Below are 20789 nucleotides of genomic sequence, written 5' to 3' on the forward strand. Positions count from 1 at the left end.
TTCTTTCTGGGCTTTTCAATTCGGGTGGGTCAGCTCGCAGCCAGTTGGGCCGGAAGCCGGAATTCGATGTTTTCCTCGCGGCCCGGCAGTACCTGGACCTTGACCGGTCCGATTCGCCGCATCGCTTCGATCACGTCATCCACGAGTACCTCAGGCGCCGAAGCGCCGGCCGTGACGCCGACGGTCCTGGCATCTTTCAACCACTCCGGATTGAGCTCGCTGCCGTCGGCAATCAAATAACTCGCGACGCCGGCCTCAGTGCCGATTTCGCGGAGCCGGTTCGAGTTCGAGCTGTTGGCAGCGCCCACCACCAAGATCACGTCGACCAGCTTGCTCAAGTCCCTTACCGCAGATTGGCGGTTCTGTGTCGCATAGCAGATATCCCGGATATCCGGGCCTTGAATATCTGTAAAGCGGGCCTGGAGGGCCGCGATGATGTCCCTGGTGTCGTCGACCGAGAGGGTGGTCTGGGTGATGTAGGCCACTGGCGTATCCGTCGGCAGCGTCAGGGCCTTAACCTCTTCAACGCTTTGAACAAGCAGCACGGGCCCCGGAACCTGGCCCATCGTACCCTCGACCTCGGGGTGGCCGGCATGGCCGATCAGGATCAGGGTGCGCCCCTTGGTGATGTATCGCTTCCCCTGATTGTGAACTTTCGTGACCAGGGGGCAAGTGGCGTTGAGCACCGGAAGGTCGCGCGCGGCAGCCTCTTCCTCGACGCTGCGGGCGACACCATGGGCGCTGAAAACGGTCACCGACTTCGGCGGAACCTCGGACAGCTCCTCCACGAAGATCGCACCCTTGTTCTTCAGGCTCTCGACCACGTATTTGTTGTGCACGATCTCATGGCGCACGTAGACGGGCGGGCCGTATTTCTCCAGGGCCCGTTCCACGATCTCGATCGCACGCACCACGCCCGCGCAGAAGCCGCGCGGTTGCGCCAGATAAACTTCCATTGGACGCCCATCACGCAAGTTGCACCAATCCGCTTCAAAGTTCCCGGCAGCACCCCGACACTGACCAGTGAAGTGCAATATCCGCACCATTGGTCTCGCGCACACGGTAGCCACCCACCCCGTCGGGGCTCCGGCGCATGCAGGCGCAATACTTTGTGTCAAAAAATCGGCAGCAAGGGAAGGGCAATGAACCCTTGGTTCCCTACGGGATCAATCTTGCGGTATTATGGTATTATCTGCATAGGGCCGGATGAGCGACACTTATGCTCACCCCTTCGTCACTTTCCCGCCTCAACTCCCCGGCTATACCGACCGCCCGCATGATTTTGCCACGGTTCTCCGCCGCTTACCTCGAACCTTCTCCTGGCGAGAGCCACTCAAAACAGCAGTAGGTTTCGCCCGGGAACTCCGATAAACAGCGGGCGTTTCCGGCAAGCTATTAACCGCAGAAAGAAAAGAAGTGCTGCAAAGCGTAGTCGTTGCCACCGTCAGGGTCTGCACCCGATTTGCCTCCCTCGTCGTCATTCTCGGGCTCCTGCTCTCGGTGGGAGCGGGCTATTACGCTGCGCGCCACTTCGCCATCAACACCGACATCAATTCGCTGATTTCCCAGAATCTCGACTGGCGCAAGCGCGACCAGCAATTCGACAAGGCGTTCGATCAGAACGAAACGATCCTCGCCGTGATCGAGGCCCGGACCCCGGAGATGGCGAGCGCAGCTGCCGACGCGCTTTACGCCAAGCTGAAGGACGACAAGACCAACTTCCAGTCGCTGCAGCAGCTCGGCAGCGGCGAGTTCTTCGAGAAGAGCGGACTGTTGTTCCTGCCGACCGAGGAGGTCGGCAAGATCACCGGCCAGTTCGAATCCGCAGCGCCTCTGATCGAGATCATGGCCGGCGATCCCTCGATCCGAGGCCTCACCGGCGCGCTCGAGACGGGTCTCGCCGGCGTCAAGCGCGGCCAGGTCAAGCTCGACAGCACCGAGCGGCCCTTCAACCTGATCGCGCAGACGGTCGAGACCGTGCTCAACAAGGGCAATGCGAGCTTCTCCTGGCGCGAACTCGTCAGCGACGAGCCGCTGAAGGAATCGGACAAGCGCGCTTTCATCGAGTTCAAGCCGATCCTCGACTACAACGCCTTGGAGCCCGGCAAGGATGCCACCGACGCGATCCGGAAAGCGGCGGCCGAGCTCGACTTTCCGAACAAATATCAGGCGCGGGTGCGGCTGACCGGCCCGGTCCCGATCGCCAACGAGGAATACGCCACCGTCCAGGAAGGGGCCGTCGTCAATGGCGTCGGCACCGTCCTGGTCGTGCTGCTGATCCTGTGGCTGGCACTGCATTCGTCGAAGATCATCTTCGCCGTGTTCGTCAATCTGTTCGTGGGCCTCGCGATCACGACGGCAGCAGGCCTGATGATGGTCGGCTCGCTCAATCTGCTGTCGATCGCGTTCGCGGTGCTGTTCGTCGGCCTCGGCGTCGATTTCGGCATCCAGTACAGCGTCCGATACCGCTCCGAGCGTTACAAGCACGACGATCTCTCGGGCGCGCTCGTGCTGGCGGCCAAGCGCTCGGCGGTGCCGCTGTCGCTCGCAGCAATGGCGACGGCCGCAGGCTTCCTCTGCTTCATGCCGACCGACTACAAGGGCATCTCCGAGCTCGGCCAGATCGCCGGCGTCGGCATGCTGGTCGCCTTCCTGTCGTCGATCACCGTGCTGCCCGCGCTGTTGAAGCTGCTGAACCCGCCCGGCGAGATGGAGCCGGTCGGCTATGCCTTCCTGGCGCCGCTCGATCACTTCCTGGAGAAGCACCGCGTGCTGGTCGTGGGCGGCACGCTGCTGCTGTCGCTCGCCGGCCTGCCGCTGCTGTACTTCATGAAGTTCGACTTCAATCCGATGAATCTGCGCAACCCGCACGCCGAATCGATCGCGACCTTCCTCGACCTGCGCAAGGATCCCAACACCGGGGCCAATGCAATCAACGTGATGACGACGTCGGAGGAGCAGGCAAAGCAGGTCGAGGCGAAGCTCGAGAAGGTGCCCGAGGTGCTGCGCGTGATGTCGCTGGACAGCTTCGTGCCGCAGGACCAGCCGCCGAAGCTGAAGCTGCTCGCTCAGGGCGCCAAGGTGCTGAATCCCGCGCTAAACCCCGACCAGATCGACGAGGCGCCGTCGGATCAGGAAAACGTCGAGGCGCTGAAATCCTCGGTCGACAATCTGCGCCGGACCGCGGGCGATGCGAAAGGACCTGGTGCGACGGCCTCTCGCCGGCTCGCCGACGCGCTCGAAAAGCTCGCCAAGGGCGACGAGGCCACGCGCAACAAGGCGCAGGATGTGTTCGTCACGCCGATGAAGATCGTGTTCAGCCAGCTCAGGAATGCAATGCAGGCCGGGCCAGTCACCCTGAACTCGCTGCCGCCCGATCTCGTCAACGCGTGGAAGAGCAAGGACGGCATCATCCGCGTCGAGGCACTGCCGAAGGGCGATCCCAACGACAACGATACGCTGCGCAAGTTTGCCGCTGCGGTGCTCGCGGCCGAGCCGACCGCGATCGGCGGGCCGGTCTCGATCCTGAAATCGGGTGACACCGTGGTGAAGGCGTTCATCCACGCCGGCATCTACGCGCTGCTGGTGATCGGCCTGTTGTTGTGGATCACGCTCCGCCGGTTCGTCGACGTGCTGATGACGCTGGTGCCGCTCCTGGTGGCCGGCGTGGTGACGCTCGAGATCTGCGTGTTGATCGGCCTGCCGCTCAACTTCGCCAACATCGTCGCATTGCCGCTCCTGCTCGGCGTCGGCGTTGCCTTCAAGATCTATTACGTCGTGGCTTGGCGCTCGGGCAGGACGAACTTGCTCCAGACCAGCCTGACACGGGCGATCTTTTTCAGCGCGCTGACGACGGCGACGGCGTTCGGCAGCCTGTGGCTGTCGAGCCATCCCGGCACGTCCAGCATGGGCAAGCTGCTCGCCCTCTCGCTGGTGACGACGCTTGCCGCGGTGCTGCTGTTTCAGCCGGCCCTAATGGGCAAACCCCGCAATGTCAGGGAGTAGGCAGATGTCGCCGACCGGGTCGGCGGCGCCCTTCTGACCGGGCTTGGCCGCAACCTTCGGGGCGGCGGGCCCAGGTGTCGATCCAGGTGCCGATCCAGCTGCCGATCCAGGTGCTGACCCAGGTGCTGACCCAGCTGCAGGCGGCGTGGCGCCGGTCGTTCCCTGGGCTTTCGGCGCCGCGCCGGGGGACTTTGGAGCGCCCTTGGCCATGGCATTGGCCGGGCTCAAGGGGATCGGCGGGGCAACCCGGGTCCAGGTCTCGCCACCGCACAGGAACCCCATCACGCAGCCCTTGATCTCGAGCTGGTCGGGACCGGCCGGCGTGATCGTGGCGCTGTAGAGCTGGCCGTCCTTGGCGTTGTAGACCTGTCCTTCCCACTGATCGATGCCGGGCTTCTTCTTCATGTTGATCAGGGTCGGCATGCCAAGCGTCGGTCTGTTCTTTTTCGATACATCGGGATTGTTCTCGTCACGGCCTCCGGGCTGCTTTTCCCAGGAAACCGCGCCCCACATGCTGCCATAACATTGGGCGACACGGATGTTGGCGACGCCATCGGCGACCCGCCAGTCCCCGGTCGGGTCCGCGGCGAGCGCGGGGGTCAGACAGGTGTAACCGCCAGCCAGTATAATTCCGGTGTAAAGGGCTAAACGCATGAGTGTTCCTCGGCAGTGCAACATGGTTTAAAGCTCTGCTTGCGAAGATGGTCCGAAAAAGGGCAAAAGGCCGCACAGAGCGTTTTCGATAGCGGTCCGTTTTCAGTTGACGGGACGGCCCTCAAACGAAGTATGTAGCGGATGCACAGTCCAAATCCAGACATGTCTCAGCTGTTCGCGGACCGTCAGGCCCAGCGCAGCGCCCTGCATAACCGATATCTGAACGAGCAGTTCGTTCGGGTTCTCAAGACCATCGGCTACGATGTCGGCTTCCAGAAGGGGCAGGGGCAGTATCTCTACGACCGCGAGGGCGCGCGCTACCTCGACCTGTTGTCCGGATTCGGCGTGTTCGCCATCGGGCGCAATCATCCCGTCATGCGCGAGGCGCTCAAGAGCGTGCTCGATGCCGACCTGCCCAACCTCGTCCAGTTCGACGTCTCGGTGCTCGCCGGTGTGCTGGCCGAGCGCCTCCTGAAATACGTTCCCTATCTCGACAAGGCGTTCTTCGCCAATTCCGGCGCGGAATGCGTCGAGGCCGCGATCAAATTCGCGCGCGGGGCGACGGGGCGTCCGGGCATCGTGTATTGCGCCCACGGCTATCACGGCCTGACCTATGGCGCGCTGTCGCTGACGGGTGATTCGAATTTCCGCACCGGTTTCGAGCCGCTGCTGCCGGGCTGCACCCCGATCCCATTCAACGATCTGGCTGCGCTCGAAAAGGCGCTGGCCTCGCGCGAGGTCGCAGCCTTCGTCGTCGAGCCGATCCAGGGCAAGGGCGTCAACATGCCCACCGACGAATTCCTGCCCGGCGCGGCTGCGCTCTGCAAGAAATACGGCACGCTGTTCGTGGCCGACGAGATCCAGACCGGCATGGGCCGCACCGGCCGCTTCCTCGCCGTCGAGCACTGGAACGTCGAGCCCGACATGGTGCTGCTGTCGAAGTCGCTGTCGGGCGGCCACGTGCCGGTCGGCGCGGTGCTGACGCGCAAGGCCATCTTCGACAAGATCTTCAACCAGATGGACCGTGCGGTGGTGCACGGCTCCACCTTCTCCAAGAACGACCTCGCGATGGCGGCGGGTATCGCCACGCTCGACGTCATGGAGTCCGAGAAGCTGATCGAGTCCGCCGCCAAGCGCGGCGCCGAGCTGCGCCTCGCGCTGACGCGCATGGTGCCGGGCTACGAGCTGATGAAGGAAGTGCGCGGCAAGGGCCTGATGATCGGCGTCGAATTCGGCCCGCCGAAATCGCTGCGCCTGCGCGCCTCCTGGAACGTGCTGGAGACCGCCAACAAGGGACTGTTCTGCCAGCTCATCACCGTGCCGCTGTTCAAGGATCACAAGATCCTGACCCAGGTGGCCGGCCACGGCAGCCACACCATCAAGCTGCTGCCGCCGCTCACGATCACCGAGGAAGACTGCAGCTGGATCGAGAAGGCGTTCGACGACGTCATCGCCGGCAGCCACAAGGTCCCCGGCGCGATCTGGTCGCTCGGCAAGACGCTGGTGGACAACGCGGTGCGACGGTCGGCGTGAAGCCGAGCGCCCGAGGCGTCTCGACCGCGGGCGAAACTTACTTTCCGAACTCGCGTGCGGCTTCCACCACGGCCGCCGGCGCTTCCTGCGCGACACAGTGCCCGGCATTCTCGAAAACCAGTGTGGTCACGCCCGGAATCAGCGAGATCGCGCGTCGCGCCATCTCCTTGTAGATCGGGTCCGACTTCGCCGCTGTCGTGACGCGCACCGGACAGTCGAGCTTGGTGAGTGACGCAAACGGATTGCCGCGGGCATCGCCAACGTAAACCTGCTCCATCACTTCGTAGATGGGACGCAGGATTGCGGCCTCGATCTCGGGCGTGCAGCGGAGCCGTACGCGGCCAGTGTCGAGCGGCGTGAAGCCGTGCCGTACGTACGCGCGTAGCGACGTCTCCGTCCAATCCGCAAACGCCGGTGCTTCGCGGTAGCGCGCGAGCGCGGCGTCGGCGCTGTCGAATTCGGCTCGCCGGCGCAGCGTGCCCTGCAAGCGGGCGAGAGATTCCTCGCTCAAATCCGTGGCGCGCGCCGCGCCAGGATCCATGACCGTCGGCTCCATCACGAAGAGGCGCGTGAAGCATTCGGGCAGCATCTTTGCTGCAAGCAGCAGGTCGGTCGCGCCCGCGCTGTGGCCGATGCCGTAGATGTCGCGAAGATCGAGCGCATCGACCACTTGGCAGACGTCGTCGGCGTAATCAAGGAAGTGATAGGCGCCGGGCTTGTGGCTTGCACCATGTCCGCGACGGTCGAGGGCATAGACGGTGTAGGTCGATGCGAGTTCGCGCGCGACCTCGTCCCAGACGTCGGCGACGAAGCCGGTGCCATGGACGAGCAGGGCAGGCGGCCTGCCACTCTCGCCCCATTGCAGCATGGCGATCTCTGCGTCGGCGGGGCCGATCGAAAAGCGGTGCGGATTGATCATAGCGTGAGGGGTGATGCGTCGTAGAGTCGTAGCCCGGTAGAGCGAAGCGTAGTCGGGGTTGCGCGAGTTGAGGGGCGTCCCGGATTGCGCTGGGTTACGGTCGTTTACCTTGCATCCTTTGCATCCTCCAAGATCATCGTCGCCCCCTTCTCCGCGATCATCGCGGTCGGCGTGTTGGTATTGCCCGACGTGATCGTCGGCATGATCGAGGCGTCGACGATGCGCAGGCCGTCGAGGCCGTAGAAGCGCAACCGCTCGTCCACCACCGCCATCGGATCGTTCGCCGCGCCCATCTTCGCCGTGCCGACGGGATGGAAGATGGTGGTGCCGATGTCGCCGGCGGCCTTCGCGAGCGAGGCATCGTCGTCGCCGACCGTGGGGCCTGGGAGATATTCGACGGGGCGGTATTTTGCCAGCGCCTTCTGCTGCATCAGGCGCCGCGTGGTGCGGATGGCGTCGGCGCCGACCTGGCGGTCATCGTCGGTCGACAGATAGTTCGGCGCAATGATCGGCTTCTCGTCTGGCGTTGCCGAGCGCAGCCGAACGGTGCCGCGCGAGGTCGGCTGCAGATTGCAGGCGCTCACGGTGATGGCGGGGAAGCGGTGCAGGGGATCGCCGAACTTGTCGAGCGACAGCGGCTGCACGTGGAATTGGATGTTGGCCCGTGCGCGTGTCGCATCCGAGCGCGTGAAGATGCCGAGCTGCGACGGCGCCATGGTCAGAGGGCCGCGGCGGCGAAAGGCGTAGTCGAGGCCCATCAGGCCGCGGCGGAACAGGTTGTAATAGGTCTCGTTCAGCGTGCGCACGCCGTCGACCTTGTAGATCGCACGCTGCTGGAGATGGTCCTGGAGATTGCGGCCCACGCCGGGCTTGTCCATCACGATGTCGATGCCGAGCGGCGACAGCCAGTCGGCCGGGCCAATGCCGGAGCGATGCAGCACCTGCACCGAGCCGATCGAGCCGGCCGAGAGGATGACCTCGCGCTTGGCGCGCGCCTCGATGATCTCGCCGTTCTGGATGAAGCGCACGCCGATTGCGCGCCCCTGCTCGATGATCAGGCGGTCGACCAGCACGTGCTTCTCGAGCCGCAGATTGGGACGGTTCAGTGCCGGCTTGAGGAAGCCGCGTGCCGACGACCAGCGCCGGCCGCGCTTCTGGTTGACGTGGAAGTAGCTGGTGCCCTCGTTGTCACCGGTGTTGAAATCCGGGATGCGCTTGATGCCCATCTCCTCGGCGGCGTCGCCGACGGCGTCGAGAACGGCCCACGACAGCCGCGGCGCTTCGATGCGCCAGCCGCCCCCAGTGCCGTGATGCTCGCTGGCGCCGAGGAAGTGGTCTTCGAGCTTCTTGAACAGCGGCAGCACGTCGTCATAGCCCCAGCCGGTCATACCGAGCTGGCGCCAGTGATCGTAATCGGCAGCCTGTCCGCGCATCGAGATCATGGCATTGATCGCCGAGCAGCCGCCGATCACCTTGCCGCGGGGATAGGCCAGCGTGCGGCCGTTCAAGCCCGGCTCGGGCTCGGTCTTGAACATCCAGTCCGAGCGCGGATTGCCGATCGCGAAGAGATAGCCGACGGGAATGTGGAACCAGATCCAATTGTCGTCGCCGCCGGCTTCGAGGGTGAGGACGCGGTTGTTGCGATCGGCCGACAGCCGATTGGCGACGATGCAGCCCGCCGTACCGGCCCCGACGACAATGTAGTCAAATTCACCTTCGAGCCGCCTTGGCATTCTGCTTCCACCCGCATGGTCACTCAACGTTCCTTCCTATTAGGCAGACGCAGCTGATCGGGACAAGCCCGGCCATGCCTGCGCGTCAGGGCTAGGTCCCGATCCCCGGCTGTTGGGTGGACCGGCGCTTGCATGGTAGACAGTCCTGCATTCCCAACGAAGCTCGAGATCTTCCATGCCCATCGTGAACCGCGTCGCCGACCTCCAACCCGATATTCAGGCCTGGCGCCAGGACATCCATCAGCATCCGGAGTTGCTGTACGATGTTCATCGCACCGCAGCATTCGTTGCGGACCGGCTGCGCGAGTTTGGATGCGATGAGGTCGTGACCGGTCTGGGCCAGACCGGCGTGGTCGGTCTGATCAAGGGCAGCAAGCCGGCCGGCGAAGGACTCAAGGTGATCGGCATGCGCGCCGATATGGACGCGCTGCCGGTCGAGGAGCAGACCAACCTGCCTTACGCGTCCAAAAATCCCGGCAAGATGCATGCCTGCGGACATGATGGCCACACGGCGATGCTGCTGGGCGCAGCGCGCTATCTCGCCGAGACCCGCAACTTCGCCGGCGATGCCGTGGTGATCTTCCAGCCGGCCGAAGAGGGCGGCGCCGGCGGCGCGGCCATGGTCAACGACGGCCTGATGGAGCGCTTCGGCATCGAGCAGGTCTACGGCATGCACAATGGCCCGGGCATCCCGATCGGCTCCTTCGCGATCCGGCCGGGTCCGATCATGGCGGCGACTGACGAGGTCGACATCATGATCGAGGGCCTCGGCGGCCATGCCGCGCGTCCGCACAAATGCATCGACTCCGTGCTGGTCGGCGCGCAGGTGATCACCGCCTTGCAATCGATCGTCGCGCGCAGCGTCGATCCGCTGGAATCGGCGGTGATCTCGATCTGCGAATTCCACGCCGGCAACGCCCGCAACGTCATCCCGCAGACGGCGACGCTGAGGGGCACCATCCGCACGCTGTCGCCGGAGGTGCGCAAGCTGGTCGAGAAGCGCGTGCACGAGGTGGTCGCAGGTGTGGCGCAGATCACCGGCGCCAAGATCGACCTGCGCTACAAGCGCAACTATCCCGTGGTGAACAACCACGCCGCCGAGACCGAGGTGGCGCGACGCATTGCGATGCAAGTCGCAGGCGAGAGCAATGTGCACGAGATGTCCCCGCTGATGGGCGGCGAAGATTTCGCCTACATGCTGGAAGCGCGCCCCGGCGCCTTCATCTTCTGCGGCAATGGCGACAGCGCCGGCCTGCATCACCCCGCCTACAATTTCAACGACGAGGCGATCGTGTTTGGCACGTCCTACTGGGTCAAGCTGGTCGAGGAGCAGCTCGCGGCATCTTAAGTGCCTCCGTTGTCATTCCGGGTTCGGTCCTTCGGACCGCCCCGGAATGACGAGCTCAAAAGCAAATGGCCGGGCTCAAACCCGGCCATTCGCGTTCATGAAGTGTCGCTGTCGCTCGCTCAGAACATCCGCGAGAAGATCACGTAGAGCGTGGCCGACAGCATGATCGCGCAAGGCAGCGTCAGCACCCAGGCCATCAGCAAGTTGCGGATCGTCGCCCATTGCAGTCCCGAACCGTTCGCGGCCATGGTGCCGGCGACGCCGGACGACAACACGTGGGTGGTCGAGACCGGCAGGCCGAACACGTCGGCGGCGCCGATCGTGCCGGCGGCGACCAACTCGGCCGAGGCGCCTTGCGCGTAGGTGAGATGGCTCTTGCCGATCTTCTCGCCGACGGTGATGACGATGCGCTTCCAGCCGACCATGGTGCCGAGGCCGAGCGCGATGGCGACCGCGATCTTCACCCAGGTCGGGATGAACTTCGTGGCGGCGTCGAGCGAGCCCTTGTAGGCGTTCAGGGTCGCGATCTCCTCCTTGTTGAGATCGTTCTCCTTGTCCTTCATCAGGAAGCGGATGGCTTCCGACGTCATGTACATGTCGTTGCGGGTGTTGCCGACGGCTTCCGCCGGCACCTTGCTGAGCGTGCCGTATCTGGCAACCTGATCGCCGACGTCCTTCACCAGCACCGCGAGCGAGGGATAGGTGCCCTCGTTGATGTGACGCACCGTGATGTATTGCGTCACCGCGGGACGGGGATCGCCGATGATGCTGTGGCCGGCTCCCTTGGCCGAGATCACCTTTGATGCGGCCTCCGAGGTCTTCTGGAACTGGGCGACCTGGGATTCCGGCAGCGCGCGGTTGAGAGCATAGGCGGTTGGCACGGTACCGATCAGGATCAGCATGATCAGGCCCATGCCCTTCTGGCCGTCATTGGAGCCGTGTGCGAAGCTGACGCCGGTGCAGGTCGCGATCAGCAGGCCGCGGATCCAGAGCGGCGGCGGCGTGTTTCCTTCGGGCGCGGCATAGAGCGCCGGATTGCGCACGATGAATTTGAGCAGCAGCAACAGCGTGGCGGCACAGAGGAAGCCGAACAGCGGCGACAGCAGCAGCGCGTAGCCGATCTCTGTCGCCTTGGTCCAATCCACGCCCGAGGTGCCGTCGCGGCCGCGCATGACGGCGTTGGCGACGCCGACGCCGATGATCGAGCCGATCAGCGTGTGCGAGGAGGAGGCGGGCAGGCCGAAGAACCAGGTGCCGAGATTCCACAGGATCGCGGCGATCAGCAGCGCAAACACCATGGCGAAACCGGCGCTGGAGCCTACTTGGAGGATCAGCTCGACCGGCAGCAGCGAGACGATGCCGAAGGCGACCGCGCCGGAGGACAAGAGCACGCCGAGGAAGTTGAAGAAGCCAGACCACATCACCGCGACTTCGGCGGGCAGCGAATGGGTGTAGATCACGGTCGCCACCGCGTTTGCGGTGTCGTGGAAGCCGTTGACGAACTCGAAGCCGAGCGCAATCAGCAGCGCAACGAACAGCAGGATATAGGGCAGATAGGTCGTCACCCGAACGCCGGTCGCATTGATATCGACATAGATGCTGTAGGCGACGAACAGCAGGCCCGCGGCGAGGATGCCGAAGAACAGGATCATCGTCAGCGGATTGAAGCCCTTGTCGAGATTGGGCCGGGAGGCCGGCTGCACGGGCGTCGGATCGCCTACCGCACGGTCGAATGCAACATCTGTCATGTCTGGACGCCCCTTAACTTTCAGGTAAGGGTATTGTCCGCGATGGATTTGAAGGGCGGATGACAACCAGGGCGTGAAAGCCGCTTGCCCGTGTTCAGGCAGCCCGTGCAGCCTTCCTTTGCAAGCTGGCCGCGATCTTCAGGTCTTCGACAAAACGCCGATATTCCAGCACCTTGGCCTCCGGATCAGGCAGCCGCAGCAGATAGGACGGGTGCACCGTCACCAAAGCCTTGCGTCCCTCGGGGAGGTCGATGAGCCGGCCGCGGGTCTTGCCGATGGGCGTGATCTTGCCGAACACGCATTGCGCGGCAGTGGCCCCCATCGCCACGATAAGATCGGGCTGGATTGCCGAAACTTCCCGTTCATACCATTGGCGGCACGCCCGGATCTCCGGCGTGTTCGGCTTCTGGTGCAGACGGATCTTTCCGCGCGGCACGAATTTGAAATGTTTTACGGCGTTGGTGACGTAGACCTTCTTGCGGTCGACGCCTGCCTCCTCGAGTGCGCGGTCGAGCATCTGACCGGCAGGGCCGACGAAGGGATGGCCGGCGAGGTCCTCCTTATCGCCCGGCTGTTCGCCGACCAGCATGATGTTAGCATTCCTCGGGCCCTCGCCGAACACGGTCTGGGTCGCGTCCTTGTAGAGGTGACAAGCGCGGCAATGCGCGGCTTCCTCGCGGAGGGCTTCGAGGTCGTTGCTGGCAGTCTTGCGTATCATCTGAGCCTCCGGCCGCTTTTGAGGCTTGTGCGGATCGGTTGCGGCATTGGCGATCATGGCGCCGGTCATGCGCTCGGCATCCTCGATCAGAGGCTTAATGATCGAAGCCTCGGGCAGGTTCCTCCAGTATTTCTTCGGCATCTCGGCCTGCATCGCCTTCACCTTGAGCCGGGCCGGATTGAAGATGCTGGCGTAATAGCGCCGCCAGGTTTCCTCCAGCCGGTCTTCGCCCGGGGCCTCGCTCTTGCAGACGCCCGGCGTGAACGAGAGCGCGTGGCCATCCCAATGCGCGCAGAGGTCCGGCGTCAGGATCGACCAGGGCATGTCGGCGAAGCGCTTGGCGAAGAACGGCGCGGCGAGCTCGACGATGTGGTGTTCCGGCTCGAACCAGGCAACGTAATGCGCCTGGCGTTCCCTGCCGATCTCGCGGAAGCGCACGAAGGCATGCATCTTGTGCTCGTCGCGATGGACCGCTCTTGCCATCGCCGTGACTTGCGCGACATCGGCGTCGGTCGCGACCTCGATGAGATCGTGATTGTCCTTCAGCCGGAACAGCAGGCGATAGAGGATCGCAAAGCGCTCGCCATCCCGATGCAGGATCGCCGCCTTGGCGAGTTCGACGAATTTTGCGGAGACGCTGAAGGTGCCGTCATTCACCTCCAGGATCGGCGACGGCGCGGGCGGCGCGAACAAGTCCGCTTCGCCGCCCTGCACGGCCCAGGTGACATCGCGCGGCTCGACGTGATGCAGCACGAGCGTACGCGCAGCTTTGCGCCAGCCGTCGAAATCGGTTTCGGTGTCGAGGATGATGTACTGCATCAGAAACCAAACCCCAATTGTGTTGCCTTCGGCTTGAACCGTTCGATGAGCCGCGCCTCGTCGAGGCGATGTGGCGTCGGCCGATGATCGCTGAGGACGATGAACGGCAGCGCCTTGTTGCGGGGGACATGCAGCCGCGCGAGATCGGCGAGGCGGATGGTCGTCGTGCGCCGCGTCGCGATGATGCGCTCCACGGCCTTGGTGCCGAAGCCCGGAACGCGCAGCAATTCCTCGCGGCTGGCGCGGTTGACGTCGAGCGGGAAGCGGTCGCGGTGGCGCAGCGCCCAGGCGAGCTTCGGGTCGATGTCGAGCGGCAGCATCGCACTGTCGTCGACGATCTCGCCGACGTCGAAGCCGTAGAACCGCATCAGCCAGTCGGCCTGGTAGAGTCGATGCTCGCGCAGCAAGGGCGGCTGTACCAGAGGCAAGGCGCGGCTGGCGTCGGGGATCGGGCTGAAGGCGGAATAGTAGACGCGCCGCAACCGGTAGGCGCCGTAGAGATTGGCACTGGTGTGAAGGATGGTGTGGTCATTGGCGCTGTCGGCGCCGACGATCATCTGGGTGCTTTGCCCTGCGGGCGCGAAGCGCTGCGGCTTCGCTTTCGTTTTCGCGTTGCGGTTCTCCTCGGCCTCGTCGAGCTTCAGCCGCAGCCGGCCCATGGTGCGGCGGATCGCGCGCACGTCCTTCTCGGGCGCGAATTGCTGCAGGCTCGTCTCCTGGGGCATCTCGATGTTGATGGAGAGACGGTCGGCATATTTGCCGGCCTCCGCGATCAGCGCGTCGTCGGCCTCCGGAATGGTCTTCAGATGGATGTAGCCGCGGAAGTGATGCTGCTCGCGCAGCTTGCGCGCGACACTGACCACCTGCTCCATCGTGTAGTCGGGGCTGCGGATGATGCCGGAGGAGAGGAACAGACCCTCGATGTAATTGCGCCGGTAGAAGTCGAGCGTGAGCTTGACCAATTCGTCGACGGTGAAGCGGGCGCGCGGCACGTTGGAGGAGGCGCGGTTGACGCAATAGAGGCAGTCGTAATTGCAGGCATTGGTCAGCAGCACCTTGAGCAGCGAGATGCAGCGTCCGTCCGGCGCGTAGGAATGGCAGATGCCCATGCCGGGCGCGGTCGAGCCCATGCCCTTGCCGTCGCTGGAATCCCGTTTCTCGGTGCCGCTGGAGGCGCAGGACGCGTCGTACTTGGCGGCGTCTGCCAGGATTTCCAGCTTGCGTTGTACGTCCATGTTTGAATCCCGTTGATTCCGCTCATGAATCTGAAAACGCGCCAATTCGATTGACTCTCCGCGCGCCGTTAGCTTTATATTAGAACATATCATGAACAAATGAGCCAGCCGTTGGTTCTTCTTTTGAGAACCACGGCACCAATTTCTGAAGGAGCGGCGAGCATGAGCGGCGCACGCATGAGCGCGCTTGCGACCTTGCGCGGCCAGATCGAGCGCATCGAGACGGCGGAGGTCGTGCATCAGTATGATCGCGTCGCGCTCGGCCATGGCGAGGCCGACCGCGTGCTGAAGGGCGGGCTCGCGCGCGCGGCGATCCATGAGGTGTTTTGCGAAGGGCGTCAGGGCGCCGCCGCGACGGGGTTCGTCAGCGGGCTTGCAGGCCGTGTGACGGCCCGCAAGCCGCTGCTGTGGGTGCGGCAGGATTTTTCTGAAATCGAAACCGGCGCGCTGTCGATGAGCGGGCTTGCCGAGCTCGGGCTCGATCCGCGCCGCGTGGTGATGGTGCGCGCCGTCGATGTCGAGAGTGCGCTGCGCACCTCGGCCGATGCGCTCGCCTGCGATGCGCTCGGTGCCGTCGTGCTCGAGCTCTGGGGCGAGACCAGGCAGTTCGATCTGGTCGCGAGCCGCAAGCTGACGCTCGCCGCGCAATCTTCCGGCGTCACCGGCCTCTTGCTGCGCATGGCCGCGCAACCTTTGCCCTCGACCGCGGAGACCCGATGGATGCTGCGCGCGGCGCCTTCGCCGCCGGGAGCGGCATGGACTGCCTGGGGCGCGCCGCGCTTCGATGCCGAACTCTTGCGCAATCGTCACGGCCCGTGCGGCCGGTGGATCATGGAATGGAATTGTGATGAGTGCCAGTTCAGCGAGCCGTCGACGTATTCTCAGCCTGTGGTTGCCGCGCCTGCCCATCGACCGGATTCAGCGGTTCCTTGGCAGCGCCGGGCTGGGTGAAACCAAGCATGCGCCCAGCATCGTCGTCATCAAGGACAACAATGCGCTGGTGATCCATGCGCTGGACGAGGCCGCCGAGCGCCTCGGCCTCTACATCGGCCAACCGCTGGCCAACGCGCGGGCGATGTGCCCGGACTTGCGTGTGTTCGACGCCGACACCGTCGCCGATGCGAAGACGCTCAGCGACATCGCCGACTGGTGCGACCGCTTCACGCCGCTGGTGGCGCTCGATCCGCCGCACGGGCTGTTCCTGGACATCACCGGCTGCGCGCATCTGTTCGGCGGCGAGGCCGCGCTGTTGCGCACCCTGGTCCGTGCCTTGGCCCGGCAGGGCTTTGTCGTCAGCGCGGCGATCGCCGGCACCTCGGTCTGCGCGCGCACGCTGACGCGGCAAGCCACGGGCACCATCGTGGCCGATGGCGAGGAGGCGAAGGCAATCAGCCGGCTTCCGATCTCCGCGCTCGGCGCAGGCGAGGCCGTCACCACCGGTCTGCGCCGCGCCGGCCTGAAGACTATCGGCGATGTCGCCTCGCGCAGCGCCCACGAGATCACGGCGCGGTTCGGCGCGCGCTTCTCCACGTTGCTCGCGCATGCGCTGGGGCAGGGCGATGCGCCGATCAATCCACGCAAGCCGCTGCCTGACTATATCGTGGAGAAGCGTTTTGCTGAGCCGATCGCAACCGACACCATGATCGCGATGACGCTGTCGCGGCTGGCCGACACGCTTGTTACCTCCATGGAGAAGCAGGGCAAGGGCGCGCGGCGCCTGGAGGCGGCGTTCTTCCGCACCGACGGCGTGGTGCGTACGATCATGGTCGAGACCGGACGGCCGGTGACACGAAGCGCGGTGATCGACCGCCTGTTCCGCGAACGGTTGGATGCGCTCGCCGATCCCCTCGATCCCGGTTTCGGCTTCGACATGGTGCGGCTGTCGGCGAGCCGCACCGAGATCGTGGTGCAGGAGCAACGCGACCTCGACACTCATGTCCACGACAATGACGAACTCGCCGCGCTGATCGACCGCATCGCCGCGCGCATCGGGGGAAAACGCGTGGTCGTGCACCTGCCTGAGGAGACCCATATTCCCGAATGCGCGGTGCTGGCCGCGCCGGCGCAGCATCATCTCGCCGCTGCCATGCATGCCGAATGGCCGGCGCGGGCCGAGAGCGAGCCGCCGCTGCGTCCCCTGCGGCTGTTTGACAAGCCGGAACCGGTCACGGTGCCGTTTGCGACCGTGCCCGACGGTCCGCCGCATCAATTCACCTGGCGCCGCGCAAAACATGCCGTAGTGCGGGTGGAAGGGCCGGAGCGCATCGCCATGGAATGGTGGCGGCAGGACGGCAAGCAGCTGACACGGGATTATTTCCGCGTCGAGGATGCCGAAGGTCTGCGCTTCTGGATCTTTCGCGACGGACTTTATGAGGGAGAGTGCTTCGATGCCGACGGCAAGCCCGTTCCTCCCGGCTGGTACGTGCACGGACTCTTCGCATGACCGCGCCCGCCTATGCCGAGATCGGCATCACCACCAATTTCTCCTTCCTGCGCGGCGGCTCGGATCCGCGCGCCTATGTGCATCAGGCCAGCGCTTTGGGGATCCCCGTGATCGGTATCGCCGATCACAACACGCTGGCCGGCGTGGTGCGGGCCTACAAGGAGCTCGACAATGACAAGGTGCTGCGCAAGCCGAAACTCTTGATCGGCGCGCGCATCGTCTTCGTCGACGGCACGCCCGATATCCTGGTCTATCCGCGCGACCGTGCGGCCTATGGCCGGCTGTGCCAGCTTCTCACCAGGGGCAAGCGCGGCGACGACGCCACGCGAATCGAGAAAGGCGAGTGCCGTCTCACCTTCGCCGATCTGCTGGAATTTACGGAAGGACAGCTGCTGGTCCTGACGATGCCGCATCGCTTCGACCCCGCCCAAGCGCTGGATGTTCTCGCAAAGCTCAGGGGCAGTCGCGCCGCAGGCGTGTGGCTGGCGGCAAGCCTGGTCTATCGCGGCGACGACCGGCGCCGTTTGGCGCGGCTCGATGATCTCGCGATGAAGGCGAAGGTCCCGCTGCTTGCGACCAACGAGGTGCTCTATCACGATCCCGGCCGCCGTCCTCTCCAGGACGTGCTGACCTGCATCCGGGAAAAGACCACGATCGAGGCCATCGGGAAGAAGCTGGAAGCCAATGCCGAGCGCTTTCTGAAGACGCCGCAGGAAATGGCCCGGCTGTTCCGCGATTTCCCCGAGGCAGTCGCGGAGACCATGCGCTTTGCAGATCGCATCGACTTCTCGCTCGATCAGCTCAAATACCAATATCCGGACGAGCCGGTGCCGCCGGGCAAGACCGCGCAAGGGCATCTGGAGGATCTGACCTGGGCAGGCGTCGACAAATATTTCGGCGGCATCGGCAACATCGACGCCAAGCTGCGCGCGACGCTGAAGAAAGAGCTCGCGCTGATCGCCGAGCTGAAATACGCGCATTACTTCCTCACCGTGCACGACATCGTCCAATACGCGCGCAGCCAGAACATCCTGTGCCAGGGGCGGGGCTCGGCGGCCAACTCGGCCGTCTGTTACGTGCTCGGCGTCACCTCTGTCGACCCGACCAAGGTCGATCTGCTGTTCGAACGCTTCATCTCCAAGGAGCGGCTGGAGCCGCCCGACATCGATGTCGATTTCGAGCATTCGCGGCGCGAGGAGGTGATGCAATATGTCTATCGCCGCTACGGCCGCCATCGCGCCGCGATCATCGCCACCGTCATCCATTACCGTCCGCGCAGCGCCATCCGCGACGTCGGCAAGGCGCTGGGCCTGACCGAGGACGTCACCGCCGCGCTCGCCGACACCGTCTGGGGCAGCTGGGGCAAGGGCCTCAACGACATGCAGGTCAAGCAGGCCGGGCTCGATCCCAACAATCCCATGATCAATCTCGCGGTCGAGCTTGCGACCGAGCTGATCGAATTCCCGCGCCATCTCTCCCAGCATGTCGGCGGCTATGTGCTGACGCAAGACCGGCTCGATACCTATGTGCCGATCGGCAATGCCGCGATGGACGATCGCACCTTCATCGAATGGGACAAGGACGACGTCGATGCGCTGAGCATGATGAAGGTCGACGTGCTCGCTTTGGGCATGCTGACCTGCATCAGGAAATGCTTTGATCTGATCGAGAAGCACAAGGGTAAGCGTTACGCGCTTGCCGATATCAAGGGGGAGGATGACGACGAAGTTTATCAAATGCTGCAGCGGGGAGAATCCCTCGGCGTCTTTCAGGTCGAGAGCCGCGCCCAGATGAACATGCTGCCGCGATTGAAGCCGCGGACGTTCTACGACCTCGTCATTGAGGTCGCGATCGTGCGGCCTGGTCCGATCCAGGGCGATATGGTGCATCCGTATTTGAGGCGGCGGAAAATGAACCCGGAGGATATCGAGTATCCTTACCCAAAGGGCGGTAACGAGAATGAGCTTCGCGAGGTCCTGCACAAGACGCTTGGTGTGCCCTTGTTTCAGGAGCAGGCGATGCGGATCGCGATCGTGGCCGCAGAATTTACTTCGGAAGAGGCCAATGGGTTGCGGCGGGCCATGGCAACGTTCCGCAATGTCGGGACCATCGGTAGCTTCGAAGAAAAAATGATCGGCAACATGATCCGCCGAGGATATGATCCTCAATTCGCCAGAAATTGCTTCGAGCAGATTAAGGGTTTCGGCTCCTATGGTTTTCCGGAGAGCCATGCCGCGAGCTTTGCGCAGCTCGTCTACATCTCGTCATGGCTGAAGCATTACCACCCGGATGCGTTCTGCTGCGGTCTGCTGAACTCGCAGCCGATGGGCTTTTACGCGCCTGCGCAAATCGTCGGCGATGCCCGCAAGAACGGCGTTGAGGTGCGCGACATCGACGTGTCCTACAGCTTTGCGCAGAACACGCTGGAGGAGGGAAACGGCAAATATTGCGCCGTCCGTCTTGGCTTCCGCCAGATCGACGGCTTTCACTGGCTCGATGAAGACGAAGAACGCTTGAAACGGTCTCAGCTGTCATTCGCAATTGCGCAATTGCGCAATGTAGGCGCGCCACTTGGCGCGAACCCGGAATCCATTCCGCCAGGCGTATGTGGCTCGATGGATTCCGGGTTCGCGCTTCGCGCGCCCCGGAATGACGATGTAGAGAAAGTTCAGGACTGGGCCGACCGCATCGTCGCGGCCCGCACCCACCGTCCCTTCACTTCGCTCGAAGATTTTGCCCGCGACACCGGCCTGCCCAAGCGCGCGCTGATCCTCTTGGCGGATGCCGACGCGTTCCGCTCGCTCGGGCTCGACCGCCGCGAGGCGCTGTGGCAGGTGCGGCGGCTGCCCGACGACGTGCCGCTGCCGCTGTTCGAGGCGGCGACCGCGCGCGAGCAGCCGGATGAAGGCGCAAAACCATTGCCGGTCATGCCGCGTGCCGAACAGGTGGTCGCCGACTACCAGACCATCCGCCTGTCGCTGAAAGGACATCCGATGGAGTTCTTACGCGAAATGTTTTCGCGCGAGCGCGTCGTTACCTGCAAGGAGATCAGCCATGAGAACGAGCGGCGGCGCGTCCGCTGCGCCGGTGTTGTTCTGGTGCGGCAGCGGCCCGGCAGCGCCAGCGGCGTCGTGTTCATGACGCTGGAGGACGAGACCGGCATCGCCAATGTCGTGGTCTGGCCCAAGATCATGGAGCAGTACCGGAAGGAAGTGATGGGCGCGCGCCTCATTTTGGTCGAAGGCTACATCCAGAGCAGTCCCGAAAAGGTGACGCATCTGATCGCCCAGCGCATGATCGACCGCTCGCACGATTTGGTCGGCCTCGCCGGCGATGCTTTGAGCCGGAAGCATCCGGTGCCCGCAGGGGCGACCGTGGTCGAGCCGCTCAACGAAGACCCCCGCGCGCTCGCGGAGATGCCGGCGCAGAAAGTCCGTCATCCCCGCAACGTCCGCATCCTGCCGCCGTCGCGGGATTTTCATTGAGGTCTAACGTGAGGTGGCGCCACTTGTTGAGGAATCGCGCGCCTCATTCTCGGTCGTCATGGCCGGGCTTGACCCGGGCATCCACGTCTTTCTGAATGCGCAGTGACGCGTGGATGGCCGGGACAAGCCCGGCCATGACGGAGGAGAGA

General features: G+C 64.1%; 13 protein-coding genes. 6 read left to right on the plus strand and 7 right to left on the minus strand.

Features of this window, described 5'->3' with window-relative positions:
• Positions 1-29: 29 nt before the first annotated feature.
• Complete coding sequence (gene ispH / locus LPJ38_RS18035; RefSeq protein ID WP_145627723.1) at positions 30-956, minus strand: 4-hydroxy-3-methylbut-2-enyl diphosphate reductase; 927 nt, start codon at positions 954-956, stop codon at positions 30-32.
• A 460-nt stretch (positions 957-1416) separates the two neighbouring features.
• Here ispH and hpnN point away from each other — a divergent pair, with 460 nt between their 5' ends.
• Positions 1417-4005 (plus strand): hopanoid transporter HpnN, encoded by a 2589-nt coding sequence (gene hpnN, locus LPJ38_RS18040; protein ID WP_145627720.1) that lies wholly within the window; start codon positions 1417-1419, stop codon positions 4003-4005.
• Here the strand turns inward: hpnN and LPJ38_RS18045 are convergent.
• Complete coding sequence (locus LPJ38_RS18045; RefSeq protein ID WP_167520193.1) at positions 3973-4659, minus strand: DUF2147 domain-containing protein; 687 nt, start codon at positions 4657-4659, stop codon at positions 3973-3975. The genes hpnN and LPJ38_RS18045 overlap by 33 nt on opposite strands.
• Before the next feature lie 141 nt (positions 4660-4800).
• Between LPJ38_RS18045 and hpnO the strand changes: the two genes are divergently transcribed.
• Positions 4801-6192, plus strand: coding sequence for an aminobacteriohopanetriol synthase HpnO (gene hpnO, locus LPJ38_RS18050; RefSeq protein ID WP_145627712.1), 1392 nt, complete (start codon positions 4801-4803; stop codon positions 6190-6192).
• A 37-nt stretch (positions 6193-6229) separates the two neighbouring features.
• Here hpnO and LPJ38_RS18055 read toward each other — a convergent pair whose 3' ends face one another.
• The gene (locus LPJ38_RS18055; RefSeq protein WP_145627709.1) at positions 6230-7111 is read right to left on the minus strand and encodes an alpha/beta fold hydrolase; all 882 of its coding nucleotides are present in this window, start codon (positions 7109-7111) and stop codon (positions 6230-6232) included.
• A gap of 104 nt (positions 7112-7215) precedes the next feature.
• Positions 7216-8844, minus strand: a complete 1629-nt coding sequence (locus LPJ38_RS18060) for a GMC family oxidoreductase (protein ID WP_145627706.1) — start codon at positions 8842-8844, stop codon at positions 7216-7218.
• A gap of 175 nt (positions 8845-9019) precedes the next feature.
• Between LPJ38_RS18060 and LPJ38_RS18065 the strand changes: the two genes are divergently transcribed.
• On the plus strand, positions 9020-10192 hold the full coding sequence (locus LPJ38_RS18065; RefSeq protein ID WP_145627702.1) for a M20 aminoacylase family protein: 1173 nt from the start codon (positions 9020-9022) through the stop codon (positions 10190-10192).
• Positions 10193-10311: 119 nt separating this feature from the next.
• Here LPJ38_RS18065 and LPJ38_RS18070 read toward each other — a convergent pair whose 3' ends face one another.
• The 3 genes from LPJ38_RS18070 to LPJ38_RS18080 form a co-directional block, all read right to left on the minus strand.
• Positions 10312-11940, minus strand: a complete 1629-nt coding sequence (locus LPJ38_RS18070) for an inorganic phosphate transporter (RefSeq protein WP_145627700.1) — start codon at positions 11938-11940, stop codon at positions 10312-10314.
• 94 nt (positions 11941-12034) lie between these two features.
• Positions 12035-13477 (minus strand): UdgX family uracil-DNA binding protein, encoded by a 1443-nt coding sequence (locus tag LPJ38_RS18075; protein WP_145627697.1) that lies wholly within the window; start codon positions 13475-13477, stop codon positions 12035-12037.
• Positions 13477-14712: a putative DNA modification/repair radical SAM protein gene (locus LPJ38_RS18080; protein WP_145627694.1), complete on the minus strand. Its 1236-nt coding sequence runs from the start codon at positions 14710-14712 to the stop codon at positions 13477-13479. The genes LPJ38_RS18075 and LPJ38_RS18080 overlap by 1 nt, the downstream gene beginning before the upstream one ends.
• Before the next feature lie 162 nt (positions 14713-14874).
• Between LPJ38_RS18080 and LPJ38_RS18085 the strand changes: the two genes are divergently transcribed.
• Genes LPJ38_RS18085 through LPJ38_RS18095 form a run of 3 tightly spaced genes read left to right on the plus strand, consistent with a single transcriptional unit; the run spans position 14875 to position 20640 of the window.
• Positions 14875-15663, plus strand: a complete 789-nt coding sequence (locus LPJ38_RS18085; protein ID WP_145627692.1) for an ImuA family protein — start codon at positions 14875-14877, stop codon at positions 15661-15663.
• Positions 15560-17155, plus strand: a complete 1596-nt coding sequence (locus tag LPJ38_RS18090) for a Y-family DNA polymerase (RefSeq protein ID WP_167520192.1) — start codon at positions 15560-15562, stop codon at positions 17153-17155. Before LPJ38_RS18085 ends, LPJ38_RS18090 begins: the two co-directional genes overlap by 104 nt.
• Positions 17152-20640, plus strand: a complete 3489-nt coding sequence (locus LPJ38_RS18095) for an error-prone DNA polymerase (protein WP_145627690.1) — start codon at positions 17152-17154, stop codon at positions 20638-20640. Before LPJ38_RS18090 ends, LPJ38_RS18095 begins: the two co-directional genes overlap by 4 nt.
• Positions 20641-20789 lie beyond the last annotated feature (149 nt).

This window comes from Bradyrhizobium daqingense, assembly GCF_021044685.1.
GTDB lineage: Bacteria > Pseudomonadota > Alphaproteobacteria > Rhizobiales > Xanthobacteraceae > Bradyrhizobium > Bradyrhizobium daqingense.

Coding starts and splice junctions, on each gene's coding strand:
- ispH (WP_145627723.1), bottom strand. CDS start 956: ATGGAAGTTTATCTGGCGCAACCGCGCGGCTTCTGCGCGGGCGTGGTG.
- LPJ38_RS18045 (WP_167520193.1), bottom strand. CDS start 4,659: ATGCGTTTAGCCCTTTACACCGGAATTATACTGGCTGGCGGTTACACC.
- hpnO (WP_145627712.1), top strand. CDS start 4,801: ATGCACAGTCCAAATCCAGACATGTCTCAGCTGTTCGCGGACCGTCAG.
- LPJ38_RS18055 (WP_145627709.1), bottom strand. CDS start 7,111: ATGATCAATCCGCACCGCTTTTCGATCGGCCCCGCCGACGCAGAGATC.
- LPJ38_RS18060 (WP_145627706.1), bottom strand. CDS start 8,844: ATGCCAAGGCGGCTCGAAGGTGAATTTGACTACATTGTCGTCGGGGCC.
- LPJ38_RS18065 (WP_145627702.1), top strand. CDS start 9,020: ATGCCCATCGTGAACCGCGTCGCCGACCTCCAACCCGATATTCAGGCC.
- LPJ38_RS18070 (WP_145627700.1), bottom strand. CDS start 11,940: ATGACAGATGTTGCATTCGACCGTGCGGTAGGCGATCCGACGCCCGTG.
- LPJ38_RS18075 (WP_145627697.1), bottom strand. CDS start 13,477: ATGCAGTACATCATCCTCGACACCGAAACCGATTTCGACGGCTGGCGC.
- LPJ38_RS18080 (WP_145627694.1), bottom strand. CDS start 14,712: ATGGACGTACAACGCAAGCTGGAAATCCTGGCAGACGCCGCCAAGTAC.
- LPJ38_RS18085 (WP_145627692.1), top strand. CDS start 14,875: ATGAGCGGCGCACGCATGAGCGCGCTTGCGACCTTGCGCGGCCAGATC.
- LPJ38_RS18090 (WP_167520192.1), top strand. CDS start 15,560: ATGAGTGCCAGTTCAGCGAGCCGTCGACGTATTCTCAGCCTGTGGTTG.
- LPJ38_RS18095 (WP_145627690.1), top strand. CDS start 17,152: ATGACCGCGCCCGCCTATGCCGAGATCGGCATCACCACCAATTTCTCC.